At 34.5% G+C, this 23,410-nt stretch carries 21 protein-coding genes and 1 other annotated feature; of the genes, 19 read left to right on the top strand and 2 right to left on the bottom strand.

The window, feature by feature from the left end; genetic code table 11:
* Nucleotides 1-44: 44 nt before the first annotated feature.
* The 8 genes from CRO45_RS05000 to coaE all read left to right on the top strand — a co-directional run bounded on the left by CRO45_RS05000 (nucleotide 45) and on the right by coaE (nucleotide 9,416).
* Nucleotides 45-758 (top strand): response regulator transcription factor, encoded by a 714-nt coding sequence (locus CRO45_RS05000; RefSeq protein WP_097148534.1) that lies wholly within the window; start codon nucleotides 45-47, stop codon nucleotides 756-758.
* On the top strand, nucleotides 755-2,206 hold the full coding sequence (gene pnpS, locus CRO45_RS04995) for a two-component system histidine kinase PnpS (RefSeq protein ID WP_097148533.1): 1,452 nt from the start codon (nucleotides 755-757) through the stop codon (nucleotides 2,204-2,206). The genes CRO45_RS05000 and pnpS overlap by 4 nt, the downstream gene beginning before the upstream one ends.
* Nucleotides 2,207-2,534: 328 nt before the next feature.
* Nucleotides 2,535-3,491, top strand: coding sequence for an FtsH protease activity modulator HflK (gene hflK / locus CRO45_RS04990; RefSeq protein ID WP_170949409.1), 957 nt, complete (start codon nucleotides 2,535-2,537; stop codon nucleotides 3,489-3,491).
* Nucleotides 3,491-4,528 carry a protease modulator HflC gene (gene hflC / locus CRO45_RS04985; RefSeq protein WP_097148531.1) on the top strand — a complete coding sequence of 346 codons (1,038 nt, stop codon included), beginning with the start codon at nucleotides 3,491-3,493 and terminating at the stop codon, nucleotides 4,526-4,528. Before hflK ends, hflC begins: the two co-directional genes overlap by 1 nt.
* A gap of 166 nt (nucleotides 4,529-4,694) precedes the next feature.
* Nucleotides 4,695-5,141 (top strand): DNA polymerase I, encoded by a 447-nt coding sequence (locus CRO45_RS04980; protein WP_235864522.1) that lies wholly within the window; start codon nucleotides 4,695-4,697, stop codon nucleotides 5,139-5,141.
* Nucleotides 5,142-5,293: 152 nt separating this feature from the next.
* Nucleotides 5,294-7,921 carry a DNA polymerase I gene (gene polA / locus CRO45_RS04975; RefSeq protein ID WP_097148530.1) on the top strand — a complete coding sequence of 876 codons (2,628 nt, stop codon included), beginning with the start codon at nucleotides 5,294-5,296 and terminating at the stop codon, nucleotides 7,919-7,921.
* Nucleotides 7,922-7,933: 12 nt separating this feature from the next.
* Complete coding sequence (mutM, locus tag CRO45_RS04970) at nucleotides 7,934-8,806, top strand: bifunctional DNA-formamidopyrimidine glycosylase/DNA-(apurinic or apyrimidinic site) lyase (RefSeq protein WP_097148529.1); 873 nt, start codon at nucleotides 7,934-7,936, stop codon at nucleotides 8,804-8,806.
* Between the two features lie 13 nt (nucleotides 8,807-8,819).
* Entirely contained in the window at nucleotides 8,820-9,416 is a 597-nt protein-coding gene (gene coaE / locus CRO45_RS04965; protein ID WP_097148528.1) for a dephospho-CoA kinase, read from the top strand.
* On the opposite strand, the gene CRO45_RS19890 is transcribed toward coaE, so the two are convergent.
* Nucleotides 9,337-9,774: a hypothetical protein gene (locus CRO45_RS19890; RefSeq protein WP_141400315.1), complete on the bottom strand. Its 438-nt coding sequence runs from the start codon at nucleotides 9,772-9,774 to the stop codon at nucleotides 9,337-9,339. The two genes, coaE and CRO45_RS19890, sit on opposite strands and share 80 nt — an antisense overlap.
* A 318-nt stretch (nucleotides 9,775-10,092) precedes the next feature.
* Here CRO45_RS19890 and CRO45_RS04960 point away from each other — a divergent pair, with 318 nt between their 5' ends.
* The 7 genes from CRO45_RS04960 (at nucleotide 10,093) to thrS (ending at nucleotide 20,701) form a co-directional block, all read left to right on the top strand.
* A complete protein-coding gene (locus CRO45_RS04960; protein ID WP_097148527.1) occupies nucleotides 10,093-10,617 on the top strand; it encodes a sigma-70 family RNA polymerase sigma factor in 525 nt (174 codons plus the stop codon).
* Nucleotides 10,610-12,454, top strand: a complete 1,845-nt coding sequence (locus tag CRO45_RS04955) for a DUF4652 domain-containing protein (RefSeq protein WP_097148526.1) — start codon at nucleotides 10,610-10,612, stop codon at nucleotides 12,452-12,454. The genes CRO45_RS04960 and CRO45_RS04955 overlap by 8 nt, the downstream gene beginning before the upstream one ends.
* Nucleotides 12,455-12,649: 195 nt before the next feature.
* Nucleotides 12,650-13,672 carry a glyceraldehyde-3-phosphate dehydrogenase gene (locus CRO45_RS04950; RefSeq protein WP_097148525.1) on the top strand — a complete coding sequence of 341 codons (1,023 nt, stop codon included), beginning with the start codon at nucleotides 12,650-12,652 and terminating at the stop codon, nucleotides 13,670-13,672.
* A 478-nt stretch (nucleotides 13,673-14,150) separates the two neighbouring features.
* On the top strand, nucleotides 14,151-14,618 hold the full coding sequence (gene nrdR / locus CRO45_RS04945; protein ID WP_097148524.1) for a transcriptional regulator NrdR: 468 nt from the start codon (nucleotides 14,151-14,153) through the stop codon (nucleotides 14,616-14,618).
* Nucleotides 14,619-14,639: 21 nt separating this feature from the next.
* A complete protein-coding gene (locus tag CRO45_RS04940; RefSeq protein WP_097148523.1) occupies nucleotides 14,640-17,384 on the top strand; it encodes a DnaD domain protein in 2,745 nt (914 codons plus the stop codon).
* Between the two features lie 4 nt (nucleotides 17,385-17,388).
* Complete coding sequence (dnaI, locus tag CRO45_RS04935) at nucleotides 17,389-18,336, top strand: primosomal protein DnaI (protein WP_097148522.1); 948 nt, start codon at nucleotides 17,389-17,391, stop codon at nucleotides 18,334-18,336.
* A gap of 433 nt (nucleotides 18,337-18,769) precedes the next feature.
* A complete protein-coding gene (gene thrS, locus CRO45_RS04925) occupies nucleotides 18,770-20,701 on the top strand; it encodes a threonine--tRNA ligase (protein WP_097148520.1) in 1,932 nt (643 codons plus the stop codon).
* Nucleotides 20,702-20,742: 41 nt separating this feature from the next.
* Here the strand turns inward: thrS and CRO45_RS20265 are convergent, their stop codons facing one another.
* Nucleotides 20,743-21,009, bottom strand: a complete 267-nt coding sequence (locus CRO45_RS20265; protein ID WP_097148519.1) for a Parvovirus coat protein VP1-like protein — start codon at nucleotides 21,007-21,009, stop codon at nucleotides 20,743-20,745.
* A gap of 392 nt (nucleotides 21,010-21,401) precedes the next feature.
* On the opposite strand from CRO45_RS20265, the gene infC reads away from it, so the two are divergent.
* From infC to CRO45_RS04900, 4 genes are all read left to right on the top strand, one after another.
* Nucleotides 21,402-21,908: a translation initiation factor IF-3 gene (gene infC, locus CRO45_RS04915; protein WP_097148518.1), complete on the top strand. Its 507-nt coding sequence runs from the start codon at nucleotides 21,402-21,404 to the stop codon at nucleotides 21,906-21,908.
* 30 nt (nucleotides 21,909-21,938) lie between these two features.
* A complete protein-coding gene (gene rpmI / locus CRO45_RS04910) occupies nucleotides 21,939-22,139 on the top strand; it encodes a 50S ribosomal protein L35 (protein ID WP_036190138.1) in 201 nt (66 codons plus the stop codon).
* A gap of 63 nt (nucleotides 22,140-22,202) precedes the next feature.
* Complete coding sequence (gene rplT, locus CRO45_RS04905; RefSeq protein WP_097148517.1) at nucleotides 22,203-22,562, top strand: 50S ribosomal protein L20; 360 nt, start codon at nucleotides 22,203-22,205, stop codon at nucleotides 22,560-22,562.
* Nucleotides 22,563-22,737: 175 nt separating this feature from the next.
* Complete coding sequence (locus tag CRO45_RS04900) at nucleotides 22,738-23,007, top strand: DUF1294 domain-containing protein (protein WP_097148516.1); 270 nt, start codon at nucleotides 22,738-22,740, stop codon at nucleotides 23,005-23,007.
* Between the two features lie 73 nt (nucleotides 23,008-23,080).
* Nucleotides 23,081-23,322: a binding site (T-box leader), on the top strand.
* Nucleotides 23,323-23,410: the final 88 nt, after the last annotated feature.

Raw genomic sequence — 23,410 nt, 5'->3', positions numbered from 1 at the left:
GATTTGAAATGGGGGTTTCAAATTAATTTTTGGAGGAAACGTGAATGTCTAAAGTAATTCTAGTAGTAGAAGATGAAATCTCTATTGCAACTTTATTAAAGTATAACCTTGAAAAAGCAGGGTATGAAGTTTTATTAGCCCACGATGGAAAAGAAGGTTTAGATATAGCCATAGAAAAATCACCTGATTTAATGCTTCTTGATTTAATGCTACCTACGATGGATGGAATGGAAATATGTAAAGAATTACGCAGTCAAAAGAAAAACATTCCGATCATTATGCTTACTGCGAGAGATGATGAGTTTGACAAAGTTCTAGGATTAGAACTTGGGGCTGATGATTATATGACAAAACCATTTAGCCCGCGTGAAGTTACAGCGCGCGTAAAAGCTGTATTAAGACGCTTTACTTCAGCCCTTGAAACAGAACAGGAAGAACCTGACAATAAAACACTTGCCTTTGGCAAACTTGTTGTCTATCCTGAGCGTTTTGAAGCATTTTTAGATGAACAACCGTTAGAATTCACACCAAAAGAATTCGAATTACTTGTATACTTATTAGAAAATAAAAATCGTGTTCTAACTCGCGATCAGTTATTAAGTGCAGTGTGGAACTATGACTTTGCTGGTGACACACGTATTGTTGATGTACATATTAGTCATCTTCGAGAAAAAATAGAAGAAAACAGCCGTAAACCAAAATTTATAAAAACGATACGTGGAATAGGTTATAAATTTGAGGAGCCAAAAACAGTATGAAATCCTTTAGTAATCAACTCTATCTATTCTTCATGATCATAGTCGGTTCAATTTTTGCTGTCCTTGGAATTATCTTAGGTCAGCTTTTTCCATTCTTTTTGAAAAATTACTTTGATCGAAATAATATCCCCTTTGATGAGGAGTCATTTCGGTATGTTAACTCACAATACTTTTTCATATTATTTATTTTAATGGCAATTGCTTTACTATTAATAAGTTTTGGTGCTTATCGATTAGTAAGTAACTTAATTGAACCGTTAGATAATATAACAAAAACAGCTAAAGAATTAACTAAAGGAAATTATCGTGCAAGAGCCTATGCAACAGGTCCTTCAACGATCATTCAGTTAAGGAGTTCCATAAACAATTTAGCTCGTACTTTACAAGAAATTGAAAAAACACGAGAAGTAGAAGAGGAAAGATTAAAAACATTAATCGAAAATATGGGTAGCGGTCTAATCATGATTGGACGAGAAGGTAATGTTTCAATTGTGAATAGACAATTTCTAAAAGGGTTTGAACTAACATTTGATGAAGTACGAGGAAAGAACTTTAATTCATTAGGTCTTCCTAAAAACCTTGAAGAATTTATTGATCATGTATTTTTAACGGAATCACCATATCGTAAGCAAATTGAAGTTGAATTACACCATGAAATTTTATATATGCAAGTATACGGTGCACCTGTAGTTGGCGAGCATGGTCGTTGGCTAGGTGTCGTAATTGTTATGCATGATATTTCAGAACTAATTCGTCTTGAACAAATACGAAAAGATTTTGTTGCTAATGTTTCTCATGAATTGAGAACACCAATTACATCAATTAAAGGATTTTCTGAAACGTTATTGGATGGCGCTTTTAAAGATGAAAAAATGTTGCTTTCGTTTTTAGATATTATATATCAAGAAAGTAATCGCCTTCAGATGTTAATTAATGATTTACTAGAGCTATCCAAAATCGAACAACACGGTTATACAGTAGATATAGTTCCGACTAGTTTACAAGACGTATTAATCCGAGCTGTGGATGTAACAAGTCCTCGTTTAGACGAAAAAAATATGCAGTTTAAAGTTGATATTGAACGTGACGTAGTCGTAATGGGAGATTCGAACCGACTAATTCAAATTTTTACGAATCTAATCGCAAATGCAATTACCTATTCTCCTGAGAATACGACGATAACACTTCGTATTAAAGAAAATAAGGAATATGGAATTGTTGAAATAGATGATCAGGGAATAGGTATTGATAAACACGAATTACCAAGGATTTTCGAACGCTTTTATCGTGTAGATAAAGCGAGAAGTCGAAATTCAGGGGGTACTGGGTTAGGTTTAGCTATTGTAAAGCATTTAGTGGAAGCTCATCACGGGAAACTTGATATAGATAGTGAAATTGGAAAAGGTACGTGTATAAAAATTATGATTCCATTAAAAATGAAAAATTAACAAAACGTTTACAATGGGTTTATATCTTCTTCATACTAGAAAGATATATTAATAACTAGAAACCCCCCTGTTTCAGATTTAGTAGATAACTAAATAATTTGCGAGAAATAGTGAGCAAGCATGTCTGTTCACTATTTTTAGCGAAGGAAATTATAACAACTCGACCGTTTTAGGTCGAGTTGTGTTTTTTATCGAGGATAAAATTATAGTCGCTTAAAGAAAAACATTTGTTTTTTTATTATTTTTTGAAACTTATAGGCGTATAATCCGTAAATTAGTTAAGTCAAAAATAAAGATGACTTTGATTTACTTAGAGGAGGTAATTTTGTTGAGCGTGAAAAGAACGTTAACATTAATTTTTTCCGGTATATTTGCGATTTTAGTAATCCTTGCCGCACTAACATCTTGGTACACAGTCGATGAATCAGAACAAGCAGTAGTGATTACATTCGGTCATGCAGATGATACCGTTTCAGAACCAGGGTTGCATTTTAAACTGCCTTGGCCAATTCAAAAAGTAGAGTTATTATCAAGGGAAACATTTAGTTTAACATTTGGTTATAAGCTAGATGAAAATGGCGAAATCATTAGTAATGAAAATGCAACAAAAATGATTACAGGCGACGAGAATATCGTATTAACAGATTTAGTTGTACAATGGAAAATCGCCGATCCAGAGAAATATTTATTTAACTCAGACGATCCTAAATCGATACTACATAATGCAACATCAGCAGCCATTCGTTCAGTAATTGGTAGTTCAAAGATTGATGACGCATTAACGGATGGAAAAGCGCAGATTGAAATAGACACAAGAGAATTATTAACTACGTTAGTTAATAATTACGATATTGGTATTAACATATTAGCTGTTCAGTTACAGGACGTTGAAGTGCCAAACGCTGAAGTTCGCCAGGCATTTACAGCTGTAACCGATGCCCGTGAAACACAAGCAACAAAACTAAATGAAGCTGAAAAATATAAAAACCAAAAAATGAATGAGGCAAACGGGGAAAAGAATGCGATCATGTCTAAAGCAGAAGCCGATAAAATATCTCGTATCCAGCAAGCTGAAGGGGACGTGGCAGTATTTAATAGTTTATATGAACAATATAGCCAAAGTAAAGAAATTACAAGAACACGTTTAATTCTTGAAACTTTAGAACAAGTATTACCAAATGCACAAATTTACATTATGAATGACGATGGTGAGACATTGAAGTACTTACCATTAGTACCAAACTCTTCCACAAATCCACCTGTGACAGAAGGGAGCAATAACTAATGAGTAAAGATAAATTCGAAAACGATTTAGATAAATTTGTAAATTCCCTTTTTGGGAATAACAATAATAAAAAGAAAAATTCTAAGGAACCGAATGATTCTGGTGACGTAAAAGAGGCAAAAGTAGTCGATTTAAATAAAAAACCGATTAATGGAAAAAAAATTGGAACAATTATTGGTTCCCTAGTTGCTGTTTTTGCGATTATAGTAATCATTATTTCTAACTTATATGTTGTAAAAGAAAATGAATATAAGGTTATCCGTCAATTTGGTGAAGTTGTTGCTTATAAAAGTGAGCCAGGGTTAAATTTTAAAATCCCTTTCATTCAATCCGTTACAACATTGCCTAAAAACGTCATGATTTATGACATGGCAACTGAAGAAGAAATTATGACTGCTGATAAAAAACGAATTATTGTTGATAACTATGCGGTGTGGAAAGTTACGGATCCAAAATTATTAATTTCAAATGCAAGAACGATTGCCAATGCTGAAGCAAGAATGGAAGAATTCATATACTCTACACTACGTACAGAGCTTGGTAGACTGGAATATGGAGAAATTATTAATGAATCAAGCTCCACTCGAGGAGATTTAAATAAAAATATTACTGAGAGAGTAAATGAATTATTATCAAACGACAAATACGGGATTGAAGTAGTTGATGTTCGTATTCGTCGTACAGATTTACCAGCAGAGAACGAACAATCTGTATTTACACGTATGATTTCAGAACGTGAATCGATGGCTCAGAATTATCTATCTGCAGGGGATGCACAAAAGAGAAGTATAGAAGCAGAAACCGATAGAAATGCTTCTGAACTGCTTTCAACAGCAAGAAAAGAAGCTGCGCTTATCCGTGCAGAGGGGGAAGCAGAAGCAGCAAGAATTTATAACAATGCTTTCTCGAAAGATCCAGAATTCTACGAGCTTTACCGTACGTTAGAAACATACAAACAAACAATTGGTGAAGATACAGTAATTATCATTCCATCTGATTCACCATATGCACGTATTTTATCTGGATATTTAGAATAGTTAAGGAACTGGTAGTTGGAAACTTTTAAGTTTTCGCTACCAGTTTTTTTATTTTCCGTGGATGACTTTAAACTATATATCGATTACAAAATTTACTACTACAAAATAATATAACTCTCTTATATAATTTAATAGTTATCATAAATTTATTAGATTAGAGGGGATTATGTTGAGAGCAGTGAATAAATACGTACAAAACAGTTTAGTTGCAATCATGATGGCATGTTCAGTAACGGCATTATTTAGTTCAACTTCCTTCTCTTGGGCAAAATTTGAAATACTGCATATCCCTATCATTTTTATTATTAGTTTAGTAGGTTCATTATTTATTTCTGAAGATGTACGAAATAGTTTTAAAAAGGTATTGAGATTTGAAAAAAGAAAAGATCAACGTCCGATATGGGAAGTTGGAGTTGGGATGATTTTCTTCTTCGTTCAAATCGGTATAGTAGAAGTATTTTTCCGTTCATTAATGACACCAGATCTAGGTGGAATGCCTTTATACATTGTGATTTCATTTATGAACGCATTTTTAGCTACAGTCATTTATGAAGAAGTAATCTACACAAAAATTACTAAACAAGGTAATACAAACAAACCAACTGTTAAATAACATTGTACTAAATAAATCATAGAAATGACGTCCAAAATAACACGTATTCTTCGAATAAGAAGGATACGTGTTTTATAATAGAATTAAATGTGTTTTCACGTTAAAGTAAAACTATGAATGAATTGGTACATACGTGACAAAAGGAGATTACTATGGCAAAAGAAAAATTACTATTACTAGATGGAAATAGTTTAGCTTATCGTGCATTTTTTGCATTACCGCTTTTAACAAATGATAGTGGAATTCATACAAATGCAGTTTATGGCTTTACGACAATGCTTCAGAAAATTTTAGAAGAAGAAAAACCGACAAAAATGCTTGTTGCTTTTGATGCTGGCAAAACAACATTCCGACATGAGTCTTTTGACGAATATAAAGGTGGTCGTCAAAAAACGCCACCAGAATTATCTGAGCAATTTCCTTACTTAAGAAAATTAATCGACGCTTATCAAATTAAACGTTATGAGCTTCCAATGTATGAAGCGGATGATATTATCGGAACTTTAGCTAAACAAGCGGAAAAAGATAATATGGAAGTCATCATCGTTTCAGGTGATAAGGACTTAACACAACTAGCAACAGATAAAGTAACAGTTTATATAACAAGAAAAGGTATGACGGATATTGAGCAATATACACCAGCTCATATTGAAGAAAAGTACGGACTTACACCTGAACAAATTATCGATATGAAAGGTCTTATGGGTGATACTTCGGATAATATTCCAGGTGTTCCTGGCGTTGGTGAAAAAACCGCAATTAAATTGTTAAAAGAGTATAGCACGGTTGAAAATCTATACGAAAATATAGAAGGCATGAAAGCTTCGAAAATGAAAGAAAAGCTTGTAGCCAATGAAGAACAAGCAAAAATGTCTAAAGAGCTTGCGACTATCTTTACCGCAGCACCGATTGAAATTACTCTTGCAGACTTGGATTACCCAGGTCCTGATGAACAAGAAGTATTAAATGTATGGCAGGAACTATCCTTCAAATCCCTAATTGAAAAAAGTAAATTCCAAATGGAAGAGAAGGAAACAGCTGCTCTTGAATTTAATATCGTAGAAAATGTAACTGAAGATATGTTAAAAGACGTAATGGCTGTTCAGTTAGAATTAGAAAATGAACATTACCATACTTGTCGTTTATTTGGATTAGCACTTACTGATGGTGTAAATACGTTCTATGTTCCATTTGAAAAAATGGAGCAAAATAAGGTAATTAAAAACTGGTTAGAAGATGAGACAAAGAAAAAATATATGTCTGATAGCAAAGCAGCACAAGCATATTTAAAACGTGTAGGGATTGAATTACGCGGTGTCGAATTTGATTTACTATTAGCGTCTTATATCGTAAATCCGTCAATCTCTGGGGATGATGTTGCAACATTAGCTAGAGAATTTAACTTTACAGATGTTCAGGCGAACGAAACGATCTACGGTAAAGGTGCGAAATGGTCATTACCAGAGGTGAAAGTGCTTGCCGAACACGTAAGTCGTAAAGCATTTGCAATCTGGTCGCTCCAACCAGTTATTGAAGAAAAATTAAAAGAAAACGAACAATTCGACCTGTATCATGATTTAGAATTACCTCTTGCAAATATATTAGGAACAATGGAAAGTGAAGGGATTAAAGTTAACTTCTCAACATTAGAAAAAATGGGAGAAGAGTTAACGGAAAAAATCTCTCAACTTGAAAATGAAATCTATGATTTAGCTGGAGAAAAATTTAATATTAACTCGCCAAAACAGTTAGGTGTCATTTTATTTGAAAAATTAGAGCTTCCGGCAGTAAAGAAAACGAAGACTGGATATTCCACTGCCGCAGATGTGCTTGAAAAGTTAAAATCAAAACATAAAATTGTGGCAAGTATTTTAGATTATCGTACTCTTGCAAAATTAAAGTCAACTTACATCGAAGGGTTAATGAAAGAAGTTCACAAAGACGATAGCAAAGTGCATACAAGATACCAACAAGCTTTAACTGCAACAGGAAGACTAAGTTCTACCGATCCTAACTTGCAAAATATCCCGATTCGTTTAGAAGAAGGTCGTCGAATTAGACAGGCATTTACTCCTTCACAAGAAGATTGGGTATTATTTGCAGCTGACTATTCACAAATTGAACTACGAGTGTTAGCTCATTATTCTAAAGATGAAAGTCTAATTGATGCGTTTAAACAAGGGATGGACATTCACACAAGAACTGCTATGGATGTATTCCATGTACAAGCTGATGAAGTAACTTCAAATATGCGTCGAACTGCAAAAGCGGTTAACTTTGGTATTGTTTATGGAATTAGTGATTACGGTCTTTCTCAAAACTTAGATATTACACGTAAAGAAGCTGGTGAATTTATCGAAAGATATTTCGCAAGTTTCCCTGGTGTTAAAGAATATATGGATTCCATTGTTCAAGATGCTAAATTAAACGGTTTCGTCACAACGATTTTAAATCGCCGCCGTTACTTACCTGATATTACAAGTTCAAACTTTAATTTACGTAGTTTTGCAGAGCGTACTGCGATGAACACTCCAATTCAAGGTAGTGCAGCAGACATTATTAAAAAAGCAATGATCGACATGGATGCTCGTCTGAAAGAAGAAGGACTAAAAACGAAAATGCTACTACAAGTACACGATGAATTAATCTTTGAAGCTCCTAAAGATGAAATCGAAATTTTAGAAAGAATTGTTCCAGAAGTGATGGAAAATGCAATTGAGCTATTAGTTCCATTGAAAGTGGAATATTCTTACGGTAGTACTTGGTACGATGCGAAGTAGGGAAGTGAAAAGATGCCTGAATTACCAGAAGTAGAAGGAGTCGTTAGGGAATTAGCGCCAGCTGTTGAAGGAAAGACCATCAAGAAAGTGGAGTTTTCTAAAACTGTCTATGAATCCTGTGCAGCTGGTAAACAGTGTATTGTAAAAAGTTTAGAGCCTTCTTATTTTGAAGAAGCAATGCAGGACATGCTTATTAAAAAGGTTACAAGAAGATCTAAATATATTTTTTTTGATGTTGAAAAAAACGATCAACCGTTTAAATTTATAAACCATCTTGGAATGACCGGTGCATGGTTTGTGGTACATCGTTTAGATGAAATTCACGAAGAGAAATTTCGTAAGCATGTTCATGCTGTTTTCACATTAGATTCTGGTGAACTATTAGTCTTTTCGGATATACGCCGTTTTGGTGAGATGCGATTACTTACTAGTTTAGATGAACATCCACCACTACTTGAAATGGCTCCTGAGCCTTTTGATAATGGTGCATGCGAGTATTTTTTAAATAAATGTTCATTACCAAAATACCAAAATAAACCGATCAAAGAAGTCATTATGGATGGACAGGTGATTTCTGGATGTGGAAATATTTATGCAACAGAGGCTTTATTTAAAATGGGGATTCACCCAGCACGAAAAGTAAGTCGAATAAGCAAAGAACGAAAAGTAAAGTTATTTGAAATGATCCGAGATATTTTACGTGAAAGTATTGAAAATGGTGGTTCGACCATTTCTGACTATCGAAATATTAACGGTGAGGCAGGCGGTATGCAGCATCGATTGAAAATGTATGGAAAAAAACAATGTCCTACATGTGGTTCAAATACGAAATCGATGACAATTGGTGGGCGAACTTCTGTTTACTGTCCACAATGTCAACATTAAAGGTGTGTTTTTAATGATTATTGGGTTAACAGGTAGTATTGCTAGTGGAAAAAGCACAGTCGCGAATATGTTAAAAGAATATGGATTACCTATAGTGGATGCGGATGTTGTTGCGCGGGTTGTAGTAGAGCCAGGAACAGCTACGCTTGCGAAAATTGTGGAAGCATTTGGAAAAGAAGTGATTACTGAAAATGGAGAGATGGATCGAGCTAAAGTAGGTTCAATCATTTTTCACGATGAGTCAAAACGTAAGGTGTTAAATGACATCATCCATCCTGCAATTCGTGCAGAAATGTTACGCCAGCGTGATGAACATATTGCAAATGGTGCGAAAACGGTGATCATGGATATACCTTTACTATTTGAAAGTAAACTGCAGCATTATGTAGAGAAAATATTAGTGGTCACAGTATCCGAAGAAACGCAATTGCGTCGCTTAATGGAAAGAAATCAGCTAAGTGAAGAAGATGCGCGTGCTCGTATTAGCTCTCAACTTCCTTTATCTGAAAAGGAAAAGGGTGCAGACGCGGTCATTGATAATAATGGTACTGTTGAGGAAACCCGTGCACAGTTGGAAACGGTTCTCCGCAATTGGGGAGTAATTTCATAATGAGGTAATGAAGGTCGGCATGATTGCCGACCTTTTTTTGAAAGGAATTTCGGTTCGCAAATAAATATCGTGAAATCGCAATTAAGTGTGGAGATTTCGCAAATAAGGAACCTGAAATCGCAAGTAAACCACTGAAAATCGCAAGTAAATCTAAATTCGCAAATAAACATCCGAAACTCGCAAATAGATACTCAGAAATCGCAAATAAGTACCCGCAAATCGCAAATAAACCAATGAAAACCGCAAGTAAATGGCATTTCGCAAATAAAAATCCGAAACTCGCAAATAGATACTTAGAATTCGCAAATAGGCAACCAGAAATCGCAAGTAAACCGCTGAAAATCGCAAGTAAATCCATATTCCCAAATAAACATCCGGAAATCGCAAATAGATACTCAGATTACGCAAATAAGTACCCGCAAATCGCAAGTAAACCACTGAAAATCGCAAGTAAATCTAAATTCGCAAATAAACACCCGCAACTCGCAAATAGATACTCGAATTTCGCAAATAAGTAACCCAATTTCGCAAGTAAACCGTCAAAAATCTAAAGAATCCAATACATAACAACAATTAAATCTCAAAAACTTTCAATCTTAAAAATAATTTTCAAAAAGTTAAAACGTAACCTGTTTTTGCTTCGTCTATTTATTAAAGGCAGGGAGGAGGATTTAGGATGAACAAAGCATTAGATGAGCGTAGTTTTTCGCAAATAATGGAAGACCATACGGATTACCTATTACAAATTGCATTCTTATATGTTAAAGACTGGCCTGCTGCCGAAGATATCGTCCAGGATGTATTTATTAGTTTTTATCAAAAATTTGACCAATTTGAAGAGCGCTCATCTCTAAAAACGTACCTGTCAAAAATCACAGTGAATAAATGTAAAGACTACCTAAAAAGTTGGCGATATCGTATGCAAGTATTAACCAATAGCTTTTCAGTAAACTCAAAAAAACAACGTAATAGACTGGTAGAACAAGATGAAAAAGTAGAACTTGCAGATGCGGTATTACAATTACCTTTAAAATATAGGGAAGTCATTATTAGTTATTATTTTGAAGAACTACCTATATTAGAAGTTGCAATACAATTAAACCTTTCCGACAACACAGTAAAAACAAGGCTCCGTAAAGCTCGAGCTCTATTAAAAGAAGAATTGAAAAACAATCAATGGGAGGTGCTTCTCCATGAATGAAATTAAAAAACAGCTATTGTCTAGGATCGGTGACACATCTGACAGGAAAAATCGAGTAATCCTAAATGTGAATGCTAATAAAAATCCGAAAAATCAAAAACGAAACAAATCACCTTGGGGTTACTATGTCACGTTTGCATCCTTTGTAGGTATTTTTGTTATCGGACTTTTTTTATTACCCAAACTGATGAATGAACAAGGGGCTTTGAACGAGGAAACACCTTCAGTTGTGGATCCAGTTACTGAACCTAATGAGGAAATAAGTTATTATGATGAACTAAAACAATTCTTCCCGCCTGATGGAACAGTTGCTACTTTTAAAAGTGGTGACTCTTATACAGATGTAGAAACAAATTGGTTAAGTGATCGATACGTACAAGAAATCATTTATGTGAAAGATTGTGTATCATGTAGTAGTAGTAGTAGTAGTAGTAGTAGTAGTAGTAGTAGTACACGAACTTTTTCAAATGTTTTCCGAATTACAAATGAGGAAATTCAGCAAATCTATTACGGTGATCCGCTGGAGTGGACAATAGAAAAGCTCGATCAACGTCCATCATTGGGTGTGCAATTGATTGGACCTATCGAGGTAGGAACCGAAATTGGTAATCAAAAAATTGTAGCAATCGATGCAGAATTGTCAATAGATTATGGTACTTTTTCAAATGTAATCGTGCTGGAAGGTGGAGCTGATTCAAGAACGTACTATGTACCGAACTATGGAATTGTTAAAGGTGATACAAGAGGAATTGAGGGATATGAACTCGTTTCAATTTCATTTGGCAATAAAGTGACTGAAAACGAAAGCGACTATACTAGTTTACTGAAATCATACTTCTTCCCACCTGAAAATTCAGATGCCTTTTACATCGGCGGATTTGAAAATGGTGGAGAAAAAGCTCAAACAAAATGGATTAACGATGAATTTGTTCAAGAAATCACGAGTAACGGTGGTGCCACAATTGAGCGCATCTATAAAATAACAGATAACCAAATAGAGCTCATCTATCAAGAAATGATTGACGGAACAACCCCATCATCTAAGACAATAGAGCAATTAAATCAACTACCAACGTTGGAAATTGTTATGACAGCTCCCTTTAAAGTGGGCGATACAATTGGTGAATGGACTGTAATAGATACAAAGGGTGAAGTTGGAACAATGTATAATTCATTTTCCGATGTTCTCATCTTAGAAAATAAAAACGAGGATTCCGTTACGAGAAAATATTATGCAAAAGGTTACGGTAAAGTAAAATTAGAATTCGAATTTTACAATGAGGAAACAGGTCAGTATGAAAAATCGGATTTTAACACGGAATTATCCTCGTTTGGTCCAATCATGAAGGAACTAGAAGGGAATATCGTATTCCGAGTATTTGAGGCGGACCAACTGGATTTTCAATCTGGCGATGCAATGGAAAATTCCCCTAAAAAAACAAAACGAGCAATTCTTCACGGTAGAGGTATTGATTTTGAAGGTATAAACCAACTCGTAATTGAAAATCTCCAAAATGGTAAATATACAATATATAAATATAGAAATGAAGCCATTCAATTTACTCCAAAAGAGATTGAATGGATCGATGAAAATCGTCTTTATGTCATTGTAGGTTATGGATTTGGAACTGTAACAATGGGCGGTCAACTTTATGAACTAAATATTACGAACAACTCAATTAAACCAGTATTTGAAAATTTAACAGAAAAAGAAGAAATTATGTCAGTCGAATCCAATGGCGATGGAACTTTCACTTACAAAAAACATGTCTATGAAGATGATAATTATAGTGTTGGTCATGTTGAAGAAGGGATTATTACACCAACAAATGAATAAATTTCTACTACTTGGTTCTTTTGTGAGAACCAAGTTTTTTTATTTTCATTTAATAGTAATAGATTCGGAAATTTTTCAGAAAATAAGAACATTTAAATTAACAAATTAATGTGTTCCACTTTATTTATAATGTGCTATACTAATTTGGAGTAAAGTAAAACATAATGATAACCGATTACAGGAGGCTTTTTATTTATGACAGTTTCTATCGCTATTAACGGGTTTGGACGTATTGGTCGTATGGTTTTTCGTCAAGCAATTATGCAAGACGATTTAAATATTGTGGCAGTTAATGCAAGTTATCCTGCAGAAACATTAGCTCACTTAGTTAAGTATGACACAAACCACGGTAAATTTGAGGGTACTATTGAAGCAAAAGAAAACGCTTTAATCGTCAATGGTAAACATGTGGCATTAATTAGTGAACGTGATCCATTAAAATTACCTTGGAAAGAAATGGGCGTAGATATCGTTATTGAAGCTACTGGTAAATTTAATGAGCGCTCAAAAGCTGCAATGCATTTAGAAGCTGGAGCGAAAAAAGTTATTTTAACAGCACCAGGTAAAAATGAAGACGTAACAATCGTTATGGGTGTAAACGATGATTTACTAGATGTTAGTAAACACGATGTCATTTCAAATGCATCTTGTACAACAAACTGTTTAGCTCCTGTAGCAAAAGTATTAAATGATACATTTGGTATCGAAAATGGTCTAATGACAACAGTTCATGCTTATACAAATGACCAAAAAAATATCGATAATCCACATAAAGACTTACGTCGTGCTCGTGCATGTGCTGAGTCAATTATTCCAACATCAACAGGTGCTGCAAAAGCATTAGCTTTAGTACTACCTGAATTACAAGGGAAAATTCATGGTTTAGCTTTACGTGTACCAACACCAAACGTTTCATTAGTTGACCTTGTAGTAGATGTTAAAAAAGATGTTACAGTTGAAGAAGTGAACGAAGCATTTATAAAAGCAGCTAATGGTCCAATGAAGGGAATTTTAAACTTCACTACTGAACCACTAGTATCAACTGATTACAACACAACTACTTATTCTTCAACAATCGATGGTCCATTAACAATGGTTATGGGTACAAGAAAAGTTAAAGTTTTAGCATGGTACGACAATGAGTGGGGTTACTCTGCACGTGTTGTTGACTTAATGAAAAAAGTTGTTAGCGAACTTAAAACTGCTGTAACAAACTAATAATATTAATTACCTACCGGTTCAATTTAATTGAGCCGGTTTTTTCATGCTTTAACAAAAATGAAACACTACCGACCAATGCAAATTCGATAATTGACGAAATTGACATAGGACTTAATTGAAATTATGTGCATCATTGCACTTAATTTCAAATATGTCGTATATGGATTTCGTCAGCGGAAGAAATCATAACTAAGTAATTTGAGTTACAAGTGAATCGATTGAAATATTATATATCTAACTCATAAATGTGAACAGTGTTTTTTAATTTCCATCTTTTAAACCTATATTATTCTATTAAAATCATTTATAATTAACCTCTGCAAAAGTTCGGTGAGGTTACTTGTTTATTAATGAAAAATAAAAATCCAAATTAGAAAACATTAACAAGTTTAATATTGGTTTGGATGTGTTTTACTAATCTATTTAATTATTTGTTATAATAATTGTACGAAACTAAGAATGGGAGTTTAAAACTATGAGATGTCCTGCATGTCAGTTTAACGGTACTCGTGTTGTTGACTCAAGACCAGTTGATGACAACAAAGAAATTCGTAGACGTAGAGAATGCGAGTCTTGCAGTTATCGTTTTACTACTTTTGAGAGAATTGAAGAAACACCTTTAATCGTTGTGAAAAAGGATGGTTCTAGAGAAGAATTTAGTAGAGAAAAGATTTTGCGCGGTCTAATTCGTGCTTGTGAGAAAAGACCAGTACCATTACATAAACTTGAAGAAATCGTTATTGAAATTGAAAAATCATTAAGAAGAATAGGAAATTCAGAAGTACATTCAGATGGAGTAGGTGAAATGGTCATGGATCATTTAGCAAAAATCGATGAAGTTGCTTATGTACGTTTTGCCTCAGTTTATCGTCAATTTAAAGATATTAATGTCTTTATTCAAGAACTAAAAGAAATTTTACAACGACAATCTGATTTAAAATAATGTTAGGGAGGGAATTGCTTAATGGTTCATTTGTATAAAGAATTACAACCTGCGGATCATTTTGAAATTAGTATCCCTCATTTTTTGTCTGCACATGAGCGACAGTTAATCACGCTATTTTATCAACCATTAACTGGATTAGAATCTATCAGCCTTTACTACACACTTTGGGCTGAAGGTGAAAATCAGTCAACTTCAACTTTTAATCATTATCATTTAATGAATTTACTAGACATGCCTATTGGGAAACTATTTGAAGCTCGAATTTCATTAGAAGCAATCGGCTTACTAAGAACGTATAGAAAAGACACAGTGGACGGTAGATTCTTTGTTTATGAATTGATTCGACCGTTAGATGCCCAAAGCTTTTTTCAAGATCCCTTACTATCCATGTTTCTTTTTAGTAAGATTGGTGAACAAACGTATCGCAATCTTCAAAAACGTTTCTTAAAACATACTAAATTAGATTCTTATACAGAAGTGTCTCGTACGTTCGTTGATGTTTATAAACCAGTAAATACAAATGTACCAAAAGAATTGACTCAAATTGGTGAAAGTAAGAAACAAGATGTTCCATTCTACTATCAACAATTTGATTTTAATTTATTGTTTTCTGGACTATCCGAGCAATTAGTTCCTTCTAGTGCAATTACACCTGAAGTTCGAGAATCGATTGCTAAACTTGCATTTCTTTATCAATTATCACCATTAGACATGCAAAAGGTAGTCATTCTAGCTTTAGATGAACATTTAAAAATTACCGATGAACGTTTAAAAAAAGCTGCACTTGAATACTATCAATTAACCATTTCGAAAGATTTGCCTATGATCGATAAAACATTCGAAAAACAAAAACCAGTGAATGAAAAAAAACATTCGAAAGAACAAGAACTTATAAATTATTATGAAACAACTAGTCCGATAGATCATCTTCGAAATCTTAATAATGGCAAAGAACCTACTTCATTCATAAGAGAATTAATCGAAAACTTATTTATCAAACATGGAATGAATCCAGGCGTTGTTAATGTATTAATTGATTATGTTATGTTACAGTCTGACAAAAAGCTTCCAAAAAACTTTGTTGAAACGATTGCAGACCATTGGAATCGAAAAAATATCCAAACGGCAAAAGAAGCAATGGAGTTTGCTCGATTAGAACACGATAAATATAATAAAAAACCGCCACAACTTACAGAAGTGCTAGATAAAGAGAAATCACCATATGATTCGTATAATGTCTATGAGTTTTTATGTTATTTAAACGATGGAAAAGAGCCATTTGATTATATTGTGAAAATAGCAGAATCATTAGTTAACTTCCATGGTTTACCTATTTCAGTCGTCAATGTATTGATGGAATATGCAATTGAACAAACAAATGGTAAAGTGAATAAGAAGTTTGTTGAGACAATTGCAAGTAACTGGATGACATTAAATATCCAAACTTCAGAAGAAGCTTTAGATCATATTCAAAAAACAAAAGAAGAAAAGCAAACGAAGAAAGAATCTCTATTTAATGCTCGTATTACGAAAGATAATATACAGCAATTTATCGCTATTTCAGATGAATTAGATGATGATTATAAGTATTATGAATTGACACCACCATACCAGTTCCTAAAGAATTATTATAATGGCAATGAGCCGTTCCCAATGACTGTGAAGTTAGCGGAAGATTTAGTTGTTGTTTATGGATTGCCTGTAGGTGTAGTAAACGTGTTAACTGAGTATGTATTAACAACGCATAATGGACAGTTCCCAAAACGATTAGTAGACACGATAGCAAGTAACTGGAGACAATTAGGAATTAACTCAGCTCAAAGTGCCATTGATTATGTACTACAACAAAATGAAGCAAAAGAAATGCACAAAAAACTTGGCTATATACCTAAAATTACTCCAGAATCGATTGCTAAAGTGGAAACAGTTCGAGCGGAATGGCAAGGGTATGCTAGTCTTACTCCATATGAGTTCTTAAAATATTTAAATAAAGGGATGGAACCACTATCTTCTCATGTTCGTTTAGCCGAAAGCTTAGTATTAAAATTTGGATTATCCGTTGGGGTAACCAATGTTTTGATAGAATATGTTCATACGTTAAAATCTGGTCAATTACCGAAGAAGTATGTGGAAGTCATTGCAAACGATTGGCGTAATAAACAAATTCAAACAGTTGAACAGGCGAAAAATAATATTGAAAGTCAAGAGAAGGCAAACGAGTTCCGTGAAAAAGTTGGATACATTCCAACAATTACAGAAGATAAACTCACTAGCTTAAATAATGAGCGCCAAATGGATGCTTCATATGCAAAATATGAAAACGTAACGCCATACCAGTTTTTAAAGAACATAAATAACGGGATTGAACCTTACGGACAGCATGTTCGTTTGGCAGAATCATTAGTTAACCGTTTCGAGTTGCCAGTAGGGGTTGCGAATGTATTAGTTGAATATGTGTTGGAAGTAAATGACGGGAAACTCCCTACAAAATTTACAGAAACAATTGCAGCTGATTGGCGATATAGAGGGATTGTAACTACTAGCCAAGCGTTTGAAATAGCGAAGGAATCTGTTGAAAGTCGTAGACAAAGACAGAAGGAAAAAGAGCTTAATCCTTATGGAACAAAACAGGTTATGCCTATACCAAAATGGTTTAATGATCGAAATAAGTCTGCTGAAGAGTTCAAAGAAGAACATGATGATCAAATCGACTTTGAAAAAGAGCGTCAACGTATTTTAGAAAAGTTAGGGAATAAGAATTAAGTAGGTGAGTAACATCGAACCAATAAGTGAAGCCCTTAAACGAGTGGCAAATATTCCATCTTTTCAAGAACGTTATGAAAAGATGAAAAAAGAAATAGTAGAACATCCGGAAATTCAAAAATTACTGAATGATTCCGATTTAAATGTAACTGAGGATTTTATCCAACAAAATTTAACTACTTTCCATGAATATATTAATCAATCTAGAACTTGCTGCGGAGCGCAAGGGACAGATCAATGTACGAATTATTTAAATGGGTTTATCCCAACATTTGCAATTCGAAATGGAAAAGTAGAGTTAAATTATGTTCCTTGTCAGCAAAAATTAGTTGAAGACGAGCAACGCGAAGTAAAGCGTATGTTAAGAAGTTTCCATATGTCGCCTGAAATATTAGAGGCAAGTTTAGAAAATATGGAAATGAATACAAAATCTCGCCTACAAATAGCTGATTATGCTGCAGATTTTATTAGTATATATAAAGCAACAAATGAACTGCCTAGAAAAGGGTTGTACTTACATGGACTATACGGAACAGGTAAAACTTATATACTAGGTGCTTTAGCAAATGAATTTATTAAATTAAAAGTTCAAACTGCGGTTGTTTTTGTACCTGAATTTTTCCGTGAATTGAAATCGAGTCTTGATGATGGTACTTATGAGGAAAAAATAGACTTTATAAAAAAAGTGCCAGTTTTAATGCTAGACGATTTAGGTGCTGAAGCAAACTCTGAATGGACAAGAGATGAAGTACTAGGTTCCATTTTAAATTATCGAATGAATAATCATTTACCATTGTTCGTTTCTTCAAATTTAAATTATGAAGAATTAGAACGATTTTATAGCCGTATAACAAAAGGTGATATTGATCCCTTTAAAGGTTCTCGAATTGTTCAAAGAGTTATAGCAATGACACATGAATTTGAACTAGTTGGACCTCGAAAACGACAATAATTTGAAATATAGTTGCATTTTTAATTATTTGAGCGTATACTACTTTCAAAGTAAAGGTAACAATATATGTATGCATTGAAGAGGACAACAAGTTTGTGATACGGACTTAAAGAGAGGGAGGCCATGGCTGTAAGCTTCCTAGTTACGATACTAACTTTACTACCTTGGAGCATTAGCGGGGCCAATCCGCTAACGTTGATCGGTACGTTAACCGACCTAGAGCTTCGTCTGAAAACATAATTGTTTTCGGAAGGAAGAAGGGTGGAACCACGAGCTAACGCGTCGTCCCTTTTTTGGGATGGCGCTTTTTTATTTGCTCTAAAGATGATAACACGGTACAGGATTTTGGGTTGCGGGGAAAATAATGAGTTCCCTGATGAATTTCAAATTCCACCATGTGATAAAACAAACATTCTTAAAGGAGAGAACCAACATGTCAGAAATTATTAAGTTAACATTCCCAGATGGCGCAGTAAAGGAGTTTGCGCGCGGAACAACAACTGAAGATGTCGCAGCATCTATTAGTCCTGGTCTCCGTAAAAAAGCGTTAGCTGGTAAAATAAACGATACATTAATCGATTTAAAAACTCCGATTGAGGAAGATGGCAATATTGCAATCATTACACCTGAATCGGATGAAGCATTAGAAATTTTACGCCACTCAACAGCACACTTAACTGCTCAAGCACTTAAACGTTTATACCCAGGAATTAAATTAGGAATTGGTCCTGTAATTGAAGGTGGATTCTACTATGATGTTGATTCACCGGAACCAATTTCTGCGGACGATTTCCCGAAAATCGAAAAGGAAATGAAAAAAATTATTTCTGAAAATCTTGAAATTGAACGTAAAGAAGTATCACGTGATGAAGCTCAAAAAATTTATGAAGAAGTTGGCGACGAATATAAATTAGAACTTCTTGAAGCAATTCCTGCTGATGAGCAAGTTTCGATTTATTACCAAGGTGAATTCTATGACCTTTGTCGTGGTATTCACGTACCTTCAACAGGTAAATTAAAAGAATTTAAATTATTATCGTTAGCAGGTGCATACTGGCGCGGTAATTCAGACAATAAAATGCTTCAACGTATTTACGGTACTGCATTCTTCAAAAAAGAAGATTTAGCACATCACTTAAAAATGCTTGAAGAAGCAAGAGAACGTGACCACCGTAAAATTGGTAAAGAATTAGAATTGTTTACTTTATCTCAAACTGTAGGTCAAGGTTTACCGTTATGGTTACCAAACGGTGCAACAATTCGCCGTATTATTGAACGTTACATTGTAGATAAAGAAGTAAAATTAGGTTACAAACATGTTTACACACCAGTACTTGGTTCAAAAAGATTATACGAAACATCTGGTCACTGGGATCACTATCAAGAAGATATGTTCCCACCAATGGAAATGGATAATGAAACATTAGTGTTACGTCCTATGAACTGTCCGCACCATATGGAAGTTTATAAATCATCGATGCATTCTTACCGTCAATTACCAATTCGTATTGGTGAATTAGGAACAATGCACCGTTATGAAAGTTCAGGTGGATTATCAGGTTTACAACGTGTTCGTGGAATGACTTTAAACGATGCTCATATTTTCGTTCGTCCTGACCAAATTAAAGAAGAATTCAAACGTGTTGTTGAATTAATCTTAGATGTTTATAAAGACTTTGAGCTAAATGACTATAAGTTCCGCTTATCTTACCGTGATCCTCAAGATACAGAAAAATATTTTAATGATGACGCAATGTGGGAAAAAGCACAAAGCATGTTAAAAGAAGCGATGGATGATCTTGGTTTAGATTATTTTGAGGCTGAAGGGGAAGCTGCATTCTACGGTCCAAAACTAGACGTACAAGTGAAAACTGCTATTGGTAAAGAAGAAACATTATCAACAGTTCAACTTGACTTCTTATTACCAGAACGTTTCGAATTAACATACGTTGGAGAAGATGGAAAACAACATCGTCCAGTCGTTATTCACCGTGGTGTTGTATCAACGATGGAACGTTTCGTTGCATTCTTAATTGAAGAATACAAAGGAGCATTCCCAACATGGTTAGCACCAGTTCAAGTGGAAGTTATTCCAGTTTCAAATGAAGTACATTATGACTATGCTCGTAATGTAGTTGAAAAATTACAAGCAGCTGGACTTCGTGTAGAAATGGATGACCGTGAAGAAAAACTTGGTTATAAAATCCGTGAAGCACAAATGAAGAAAATCCCTTACATGCTTGTACTAGGTGACAAAGAAATGGAAGCTAATTCTGTAAACGTACGACGCTACGGTTCACAAGATTCAGAAACAGTTCCGTTTGATGAATTCCTGAATAGATTAGTTGCTGAAGCAAATAAATAAAAATGAAGCGGGGCGTCTTAAAGTGAGACGTCCCCTTATCATTAAAATAAAAAGTTCCGCAATTGAATTGCTTTAGAAAACAGTCTAGCGTCTCTCCCTAATTTATTTCGATAATTGTAATATGGCGATAAACATTGATGGAACTTTACATCGCAATAATAGGACCGGCCATATTTTCTATAGCATTTATCATGTTCATAGCAACATTGATCTACTGGATTAGTTGGCAATCCTGGACCAGAACACCATGGTCCGCAATATCGATAACCTGGAAAGCAGATGCTGAAATTATTACGTCTATGGTTCATAAAATTACCTCTATTCTTATCGCATTTATTACTATAAAATATGAAGTATTGCTGGACATGTAAACGGCGAATAATTTAATTTAAGTTTTTTTATTGACAACCTTATATAGGGATGTTAATATTGATTAGGTTATGAATACAATATGTGGTTGAAAGTAGAGGCTGCCCGCTTCTCACCTGGTATGACGCTTTGCTGTTAGCAGGTATGACACGTTGAATTATTTACGCTGAAGTTGAGCGTATGAATATATTGCGGGCGGACATCTTCTTTAGAAATGTCCGTCCTTTTTTTATGGACATACCTAGGAAGTGTACCGTTCAACCGGGCATATTTGCTGTAAACACATGTATTCCCGACACAATCTTGGAGGTGGATTCGTATTAGCAAAGACATGTATGTAAACGAAGGCATTCGCGCACGTGAACTTCGTCTAATCGATCATAATGGTGATCAGCTTGGAGTGAAAACGCGTAACGAAGCGTTAGAAATTGCCGCTCGTGTAAACTTGGATCTTGTCCTTGTGGCCCCTCAAGCTAAGCCACCAGTCGCACGTATTATGGACTATGGTAAGTTTAAGTTTGAACAGCAAAAGAAAGATCGTGAAGTTCGTAAAAATCAAAAGGTTATCAATATTAAGGAAGTACGTTTAAGTCCAACAATTGATGAACATGATTTCCAAACTAAATTACGTAATGCGATTAAATTCCTTGAAAAAGGTGACAAAGTAAAATGTTCTCTTCGTTTCAAAGGACGTGCCATTACGCATAAAGAGATTGGTCAACGAGTTTTAGATCGTTTTGCTGAAGAATGTGCTGAAGTAGCTACGGTTGAACAAAAACCGAAGATGGAAGGACGCAGCATGTTCTTAGTTCTTCAACCGAAGAACGAGAAAAAGTAATATACGAAACAGTTTAGGAGGAAATTCGAAATGCCAAAAATGAAAACTCACCGTGGCGCTGCGAAGCGTTTCAAAAAAACGGGCAAAGGAAAATTAAAATTTGACCGTGCTTACGGAAGCCACTTATTCGCTAACAAATCTACAAAAGCTAAACGTCACCTACGTAAAGCAAAAGTTATGACTTCAGGTGACTTCAAACGTATTAGAGAACTATTAACTTACATGAAATAATTCGATAATATATCGTTCGTAATATAAATTAAACATTCGTAAGAAATTCAGGAGGTAATTAGTATGCCACGCGTAAAAGGCGGAACAGTAACGCGCAAGCGTCGTAAAAAAGTTTTAAAATTAGCTAAAGGTTATTTTGGTTCAAAACATACATTATATAAAGTTGCTAACCAAGCAGTTATGAAGTCAGGTCAATATGCATACCGTGACCGTCGTCAAAAGAAACGTGATTTCCGTAAATTATGGATTACTCGTATCAACGCTGCTGCTCGCATCAACGGTCTTTCTTACAGCCGTTTAATGCACGGTTTAAAAGTAGCTGGTATCGAAGTTAACCGTAAAATGTTAGCTGACTTAGCTGTAAACGATGCTGCTGCATTCGCACAATTAGCAGACGCTGCTAAAAAAGCTGTAGCTAAGTAAGAAGTTATACTTATTTCTAACGGTATTTTATACTTAGAAAGAATAACTTTATTTTTCTGCGCCGAAAGTTTACGACAGGCGCAAAAAAAGCAGTTGCGAAATAATTTAAATTCACATTACAGACTGGTAGGATTAAACCCTATCAGTCTTTTTTAATATAGGAGGGCAAATACATATGTGGTATGCATTATTAGCCTTTATCATTGTTGAGTCAGTTATACTGTTAGTCCTTATGAAATTGGATAAGTCGAGGGCTAAAAGAAAAGAATGGCGAATCTCTGAGAAGACATTATTTACAATTGCAATTTTCGGGGGTGCCTGTGGTGGAGTTCTTGGAATGTATTTTTTCAGACATAAGACAAAACATAATTCCTTTGCCTTTGGATTCCCACTACTAGCCGCTATTCATATTTATATATTAGTAAGTACTTACTCCATTATTTAATTAAATGGTATTACTTTACAAATAGCAAAATGAGTAGTAAATTATATTTAATTTAAAATAATATGGTCATTAATGAAAAGCAATGAAAAGGAAAGTAAATAAGAGGTAGTTTGATAGAGAGCTTCTGACGGTGGAAATGAAGCAAACGAAACTTATTGAAAATGACCTTTGAGCTGCGTACCGAAACAGTTATTGTTGTAGGCTACGACGAGGGGCACTCGTTACAACGGCAACAGTATGAACACGTACTGATTGAGGCAAATAGTGTGAGCTATTTGCGAATTTAGGTGGTAACACGGGTATCTCGTCCTAATCGATTATTCGATTAGGGCGTTTTTTTATTTTCTTTGGCTTACGAGACACTTTATTGAAGTTTACGTAATTTTTGTCTCGTAAAACCGAA

The organism is Ureibacillus acetophenoni (assembly GCF_900220965.1).
Lineage (GTDB): Bacteria > Bacillota > Bacilli > Bacillales_A > Planococcaceae > Ureibacillus > Ureibacillus acetophenoni.
Note: the sequence above shows the minus strand (reverse complement) of the source record. Positions and strands in the feature narration are given on the sequence as shown.

Coding starts and splice junctions, on each gene's coding strand:
- CRO45_RS05000 (WP_097148534.1), top strand. CDS start 45: ATGTCTAAAGTAATTCTAGTAGTAGAAGATGAAATCTCTATTGCAACT.
- pnpS (WP_097148533.1), top strand. CDS start 755: ATGAAATCCTTTAGTAATCAACTCTATCTATTCTTCATGATCATAGTC.
- hflC (WP_097148531.1), top strand. CDS start 3,491: ATGAGTAAAGATAAATTCGAAAACGATTTAGATAAATTTGTAAATTCC.
- CRO45_RS04980 (WP_235864522.1), top strand. CDS start 4,695: ATGTTGAGAGCAGTGAATAAATACGTACAAAACAGTTTAGTTGCAATC.
- polA (WP_097148530.1), top strand. CDS start 5,294: ATGGCAAAAGAAAAATTACTATTACTAGATGGAAATAGTTTAGCTTAT.
- mutM (WP_097148529.1), top strand. CDS start 7,934: ATGCCTGAATTACCAGAAGTAGAAGGAGTCGTTAGGGAATTAGCGCCA.
- coaE (WP_097148528.1), top strand. CDS start 8,820: ATGATTATTGGGTTAACAGGTAGTATTGCTAGTGGAAAAAGCACAGTC.
- CRO45_RS19890 (WP_141400315.1), bottom strand. CDS start 9,774: ATGGATTTACTTGCGATTTTCAGCGGTTTACTTGCGATTTCTGGTTGC.
- CRO45_RS04960 (WP_097148527.1), top strand. CDS start 10,093: ATGAACAAAGCATTAGATGAGCGTAGTTTTTCGCAAATAATGGAAGAC.
- CRO45_RS04955 (WP_097148526.1), top strand. CDS start 10,610: ATGAATGAAATTAAAAAACAGCTATTGTCTAGGATCGGTGACACATCT.
- CRO45_RS04950 (WP_097148525.1), top strand. CDS start 12,650: ATGACAGTTTCTATCGCTATTAACGGGTTTGGACGTATTGGTCGTATG.
- nrdR (WP_097148524.1), top strand. CDS start 14,151: ATGAGATGTCCTGCATGTCAGTTTAACGGTACTCGTGTTGTTGACTCA.
- CRO45_RS04940 (WP_097148523.1), top strand. CDS start 14,640: ATGGTTCATTTGTATAAAGAATTACAACCTGCGGATCATTTTGAAATT.
- thrS (WP_097148520.1), top strand. CDS start 18,770: ATGTCAGAAATTATTAAGTTAACATTCCCAGATGGCGCAGTAAAGGAG.
- CRO45_RS20265 (WP_097148519.1), bottom strand. CDS start 21,009: ATGAACCATAGACGTAATAATTTCAGCATCTGCTTTCCAGGTTATCGA.
- infC (WP_097148518.1), top strand. CDS start 21,402: ATGTATGTAAACGAAGGCATTCGCGCACGTGAACTTCGTCTAATCGAT.
- rpmI (WP_036190138.1), top strand. CDS start 21,939: ATGCCAAAAATGAAAACTCACCGTGGCGCTGCGAAGCGTTTCAAAAAA.
- rplT (WP_097148517.1), top strand. CDS start 22,203: ATGCCACGCGTAAAAGGCGGAACAGTAACGCGCAAGCGTCGTAAAAAA.
- CRO45_RS04900 (WP_097148516.1), top strand. CDS start 22,738: ATGTGGTATGCATTATTAGCCTTTATCATTGTTGAGTCAGTTATACTG.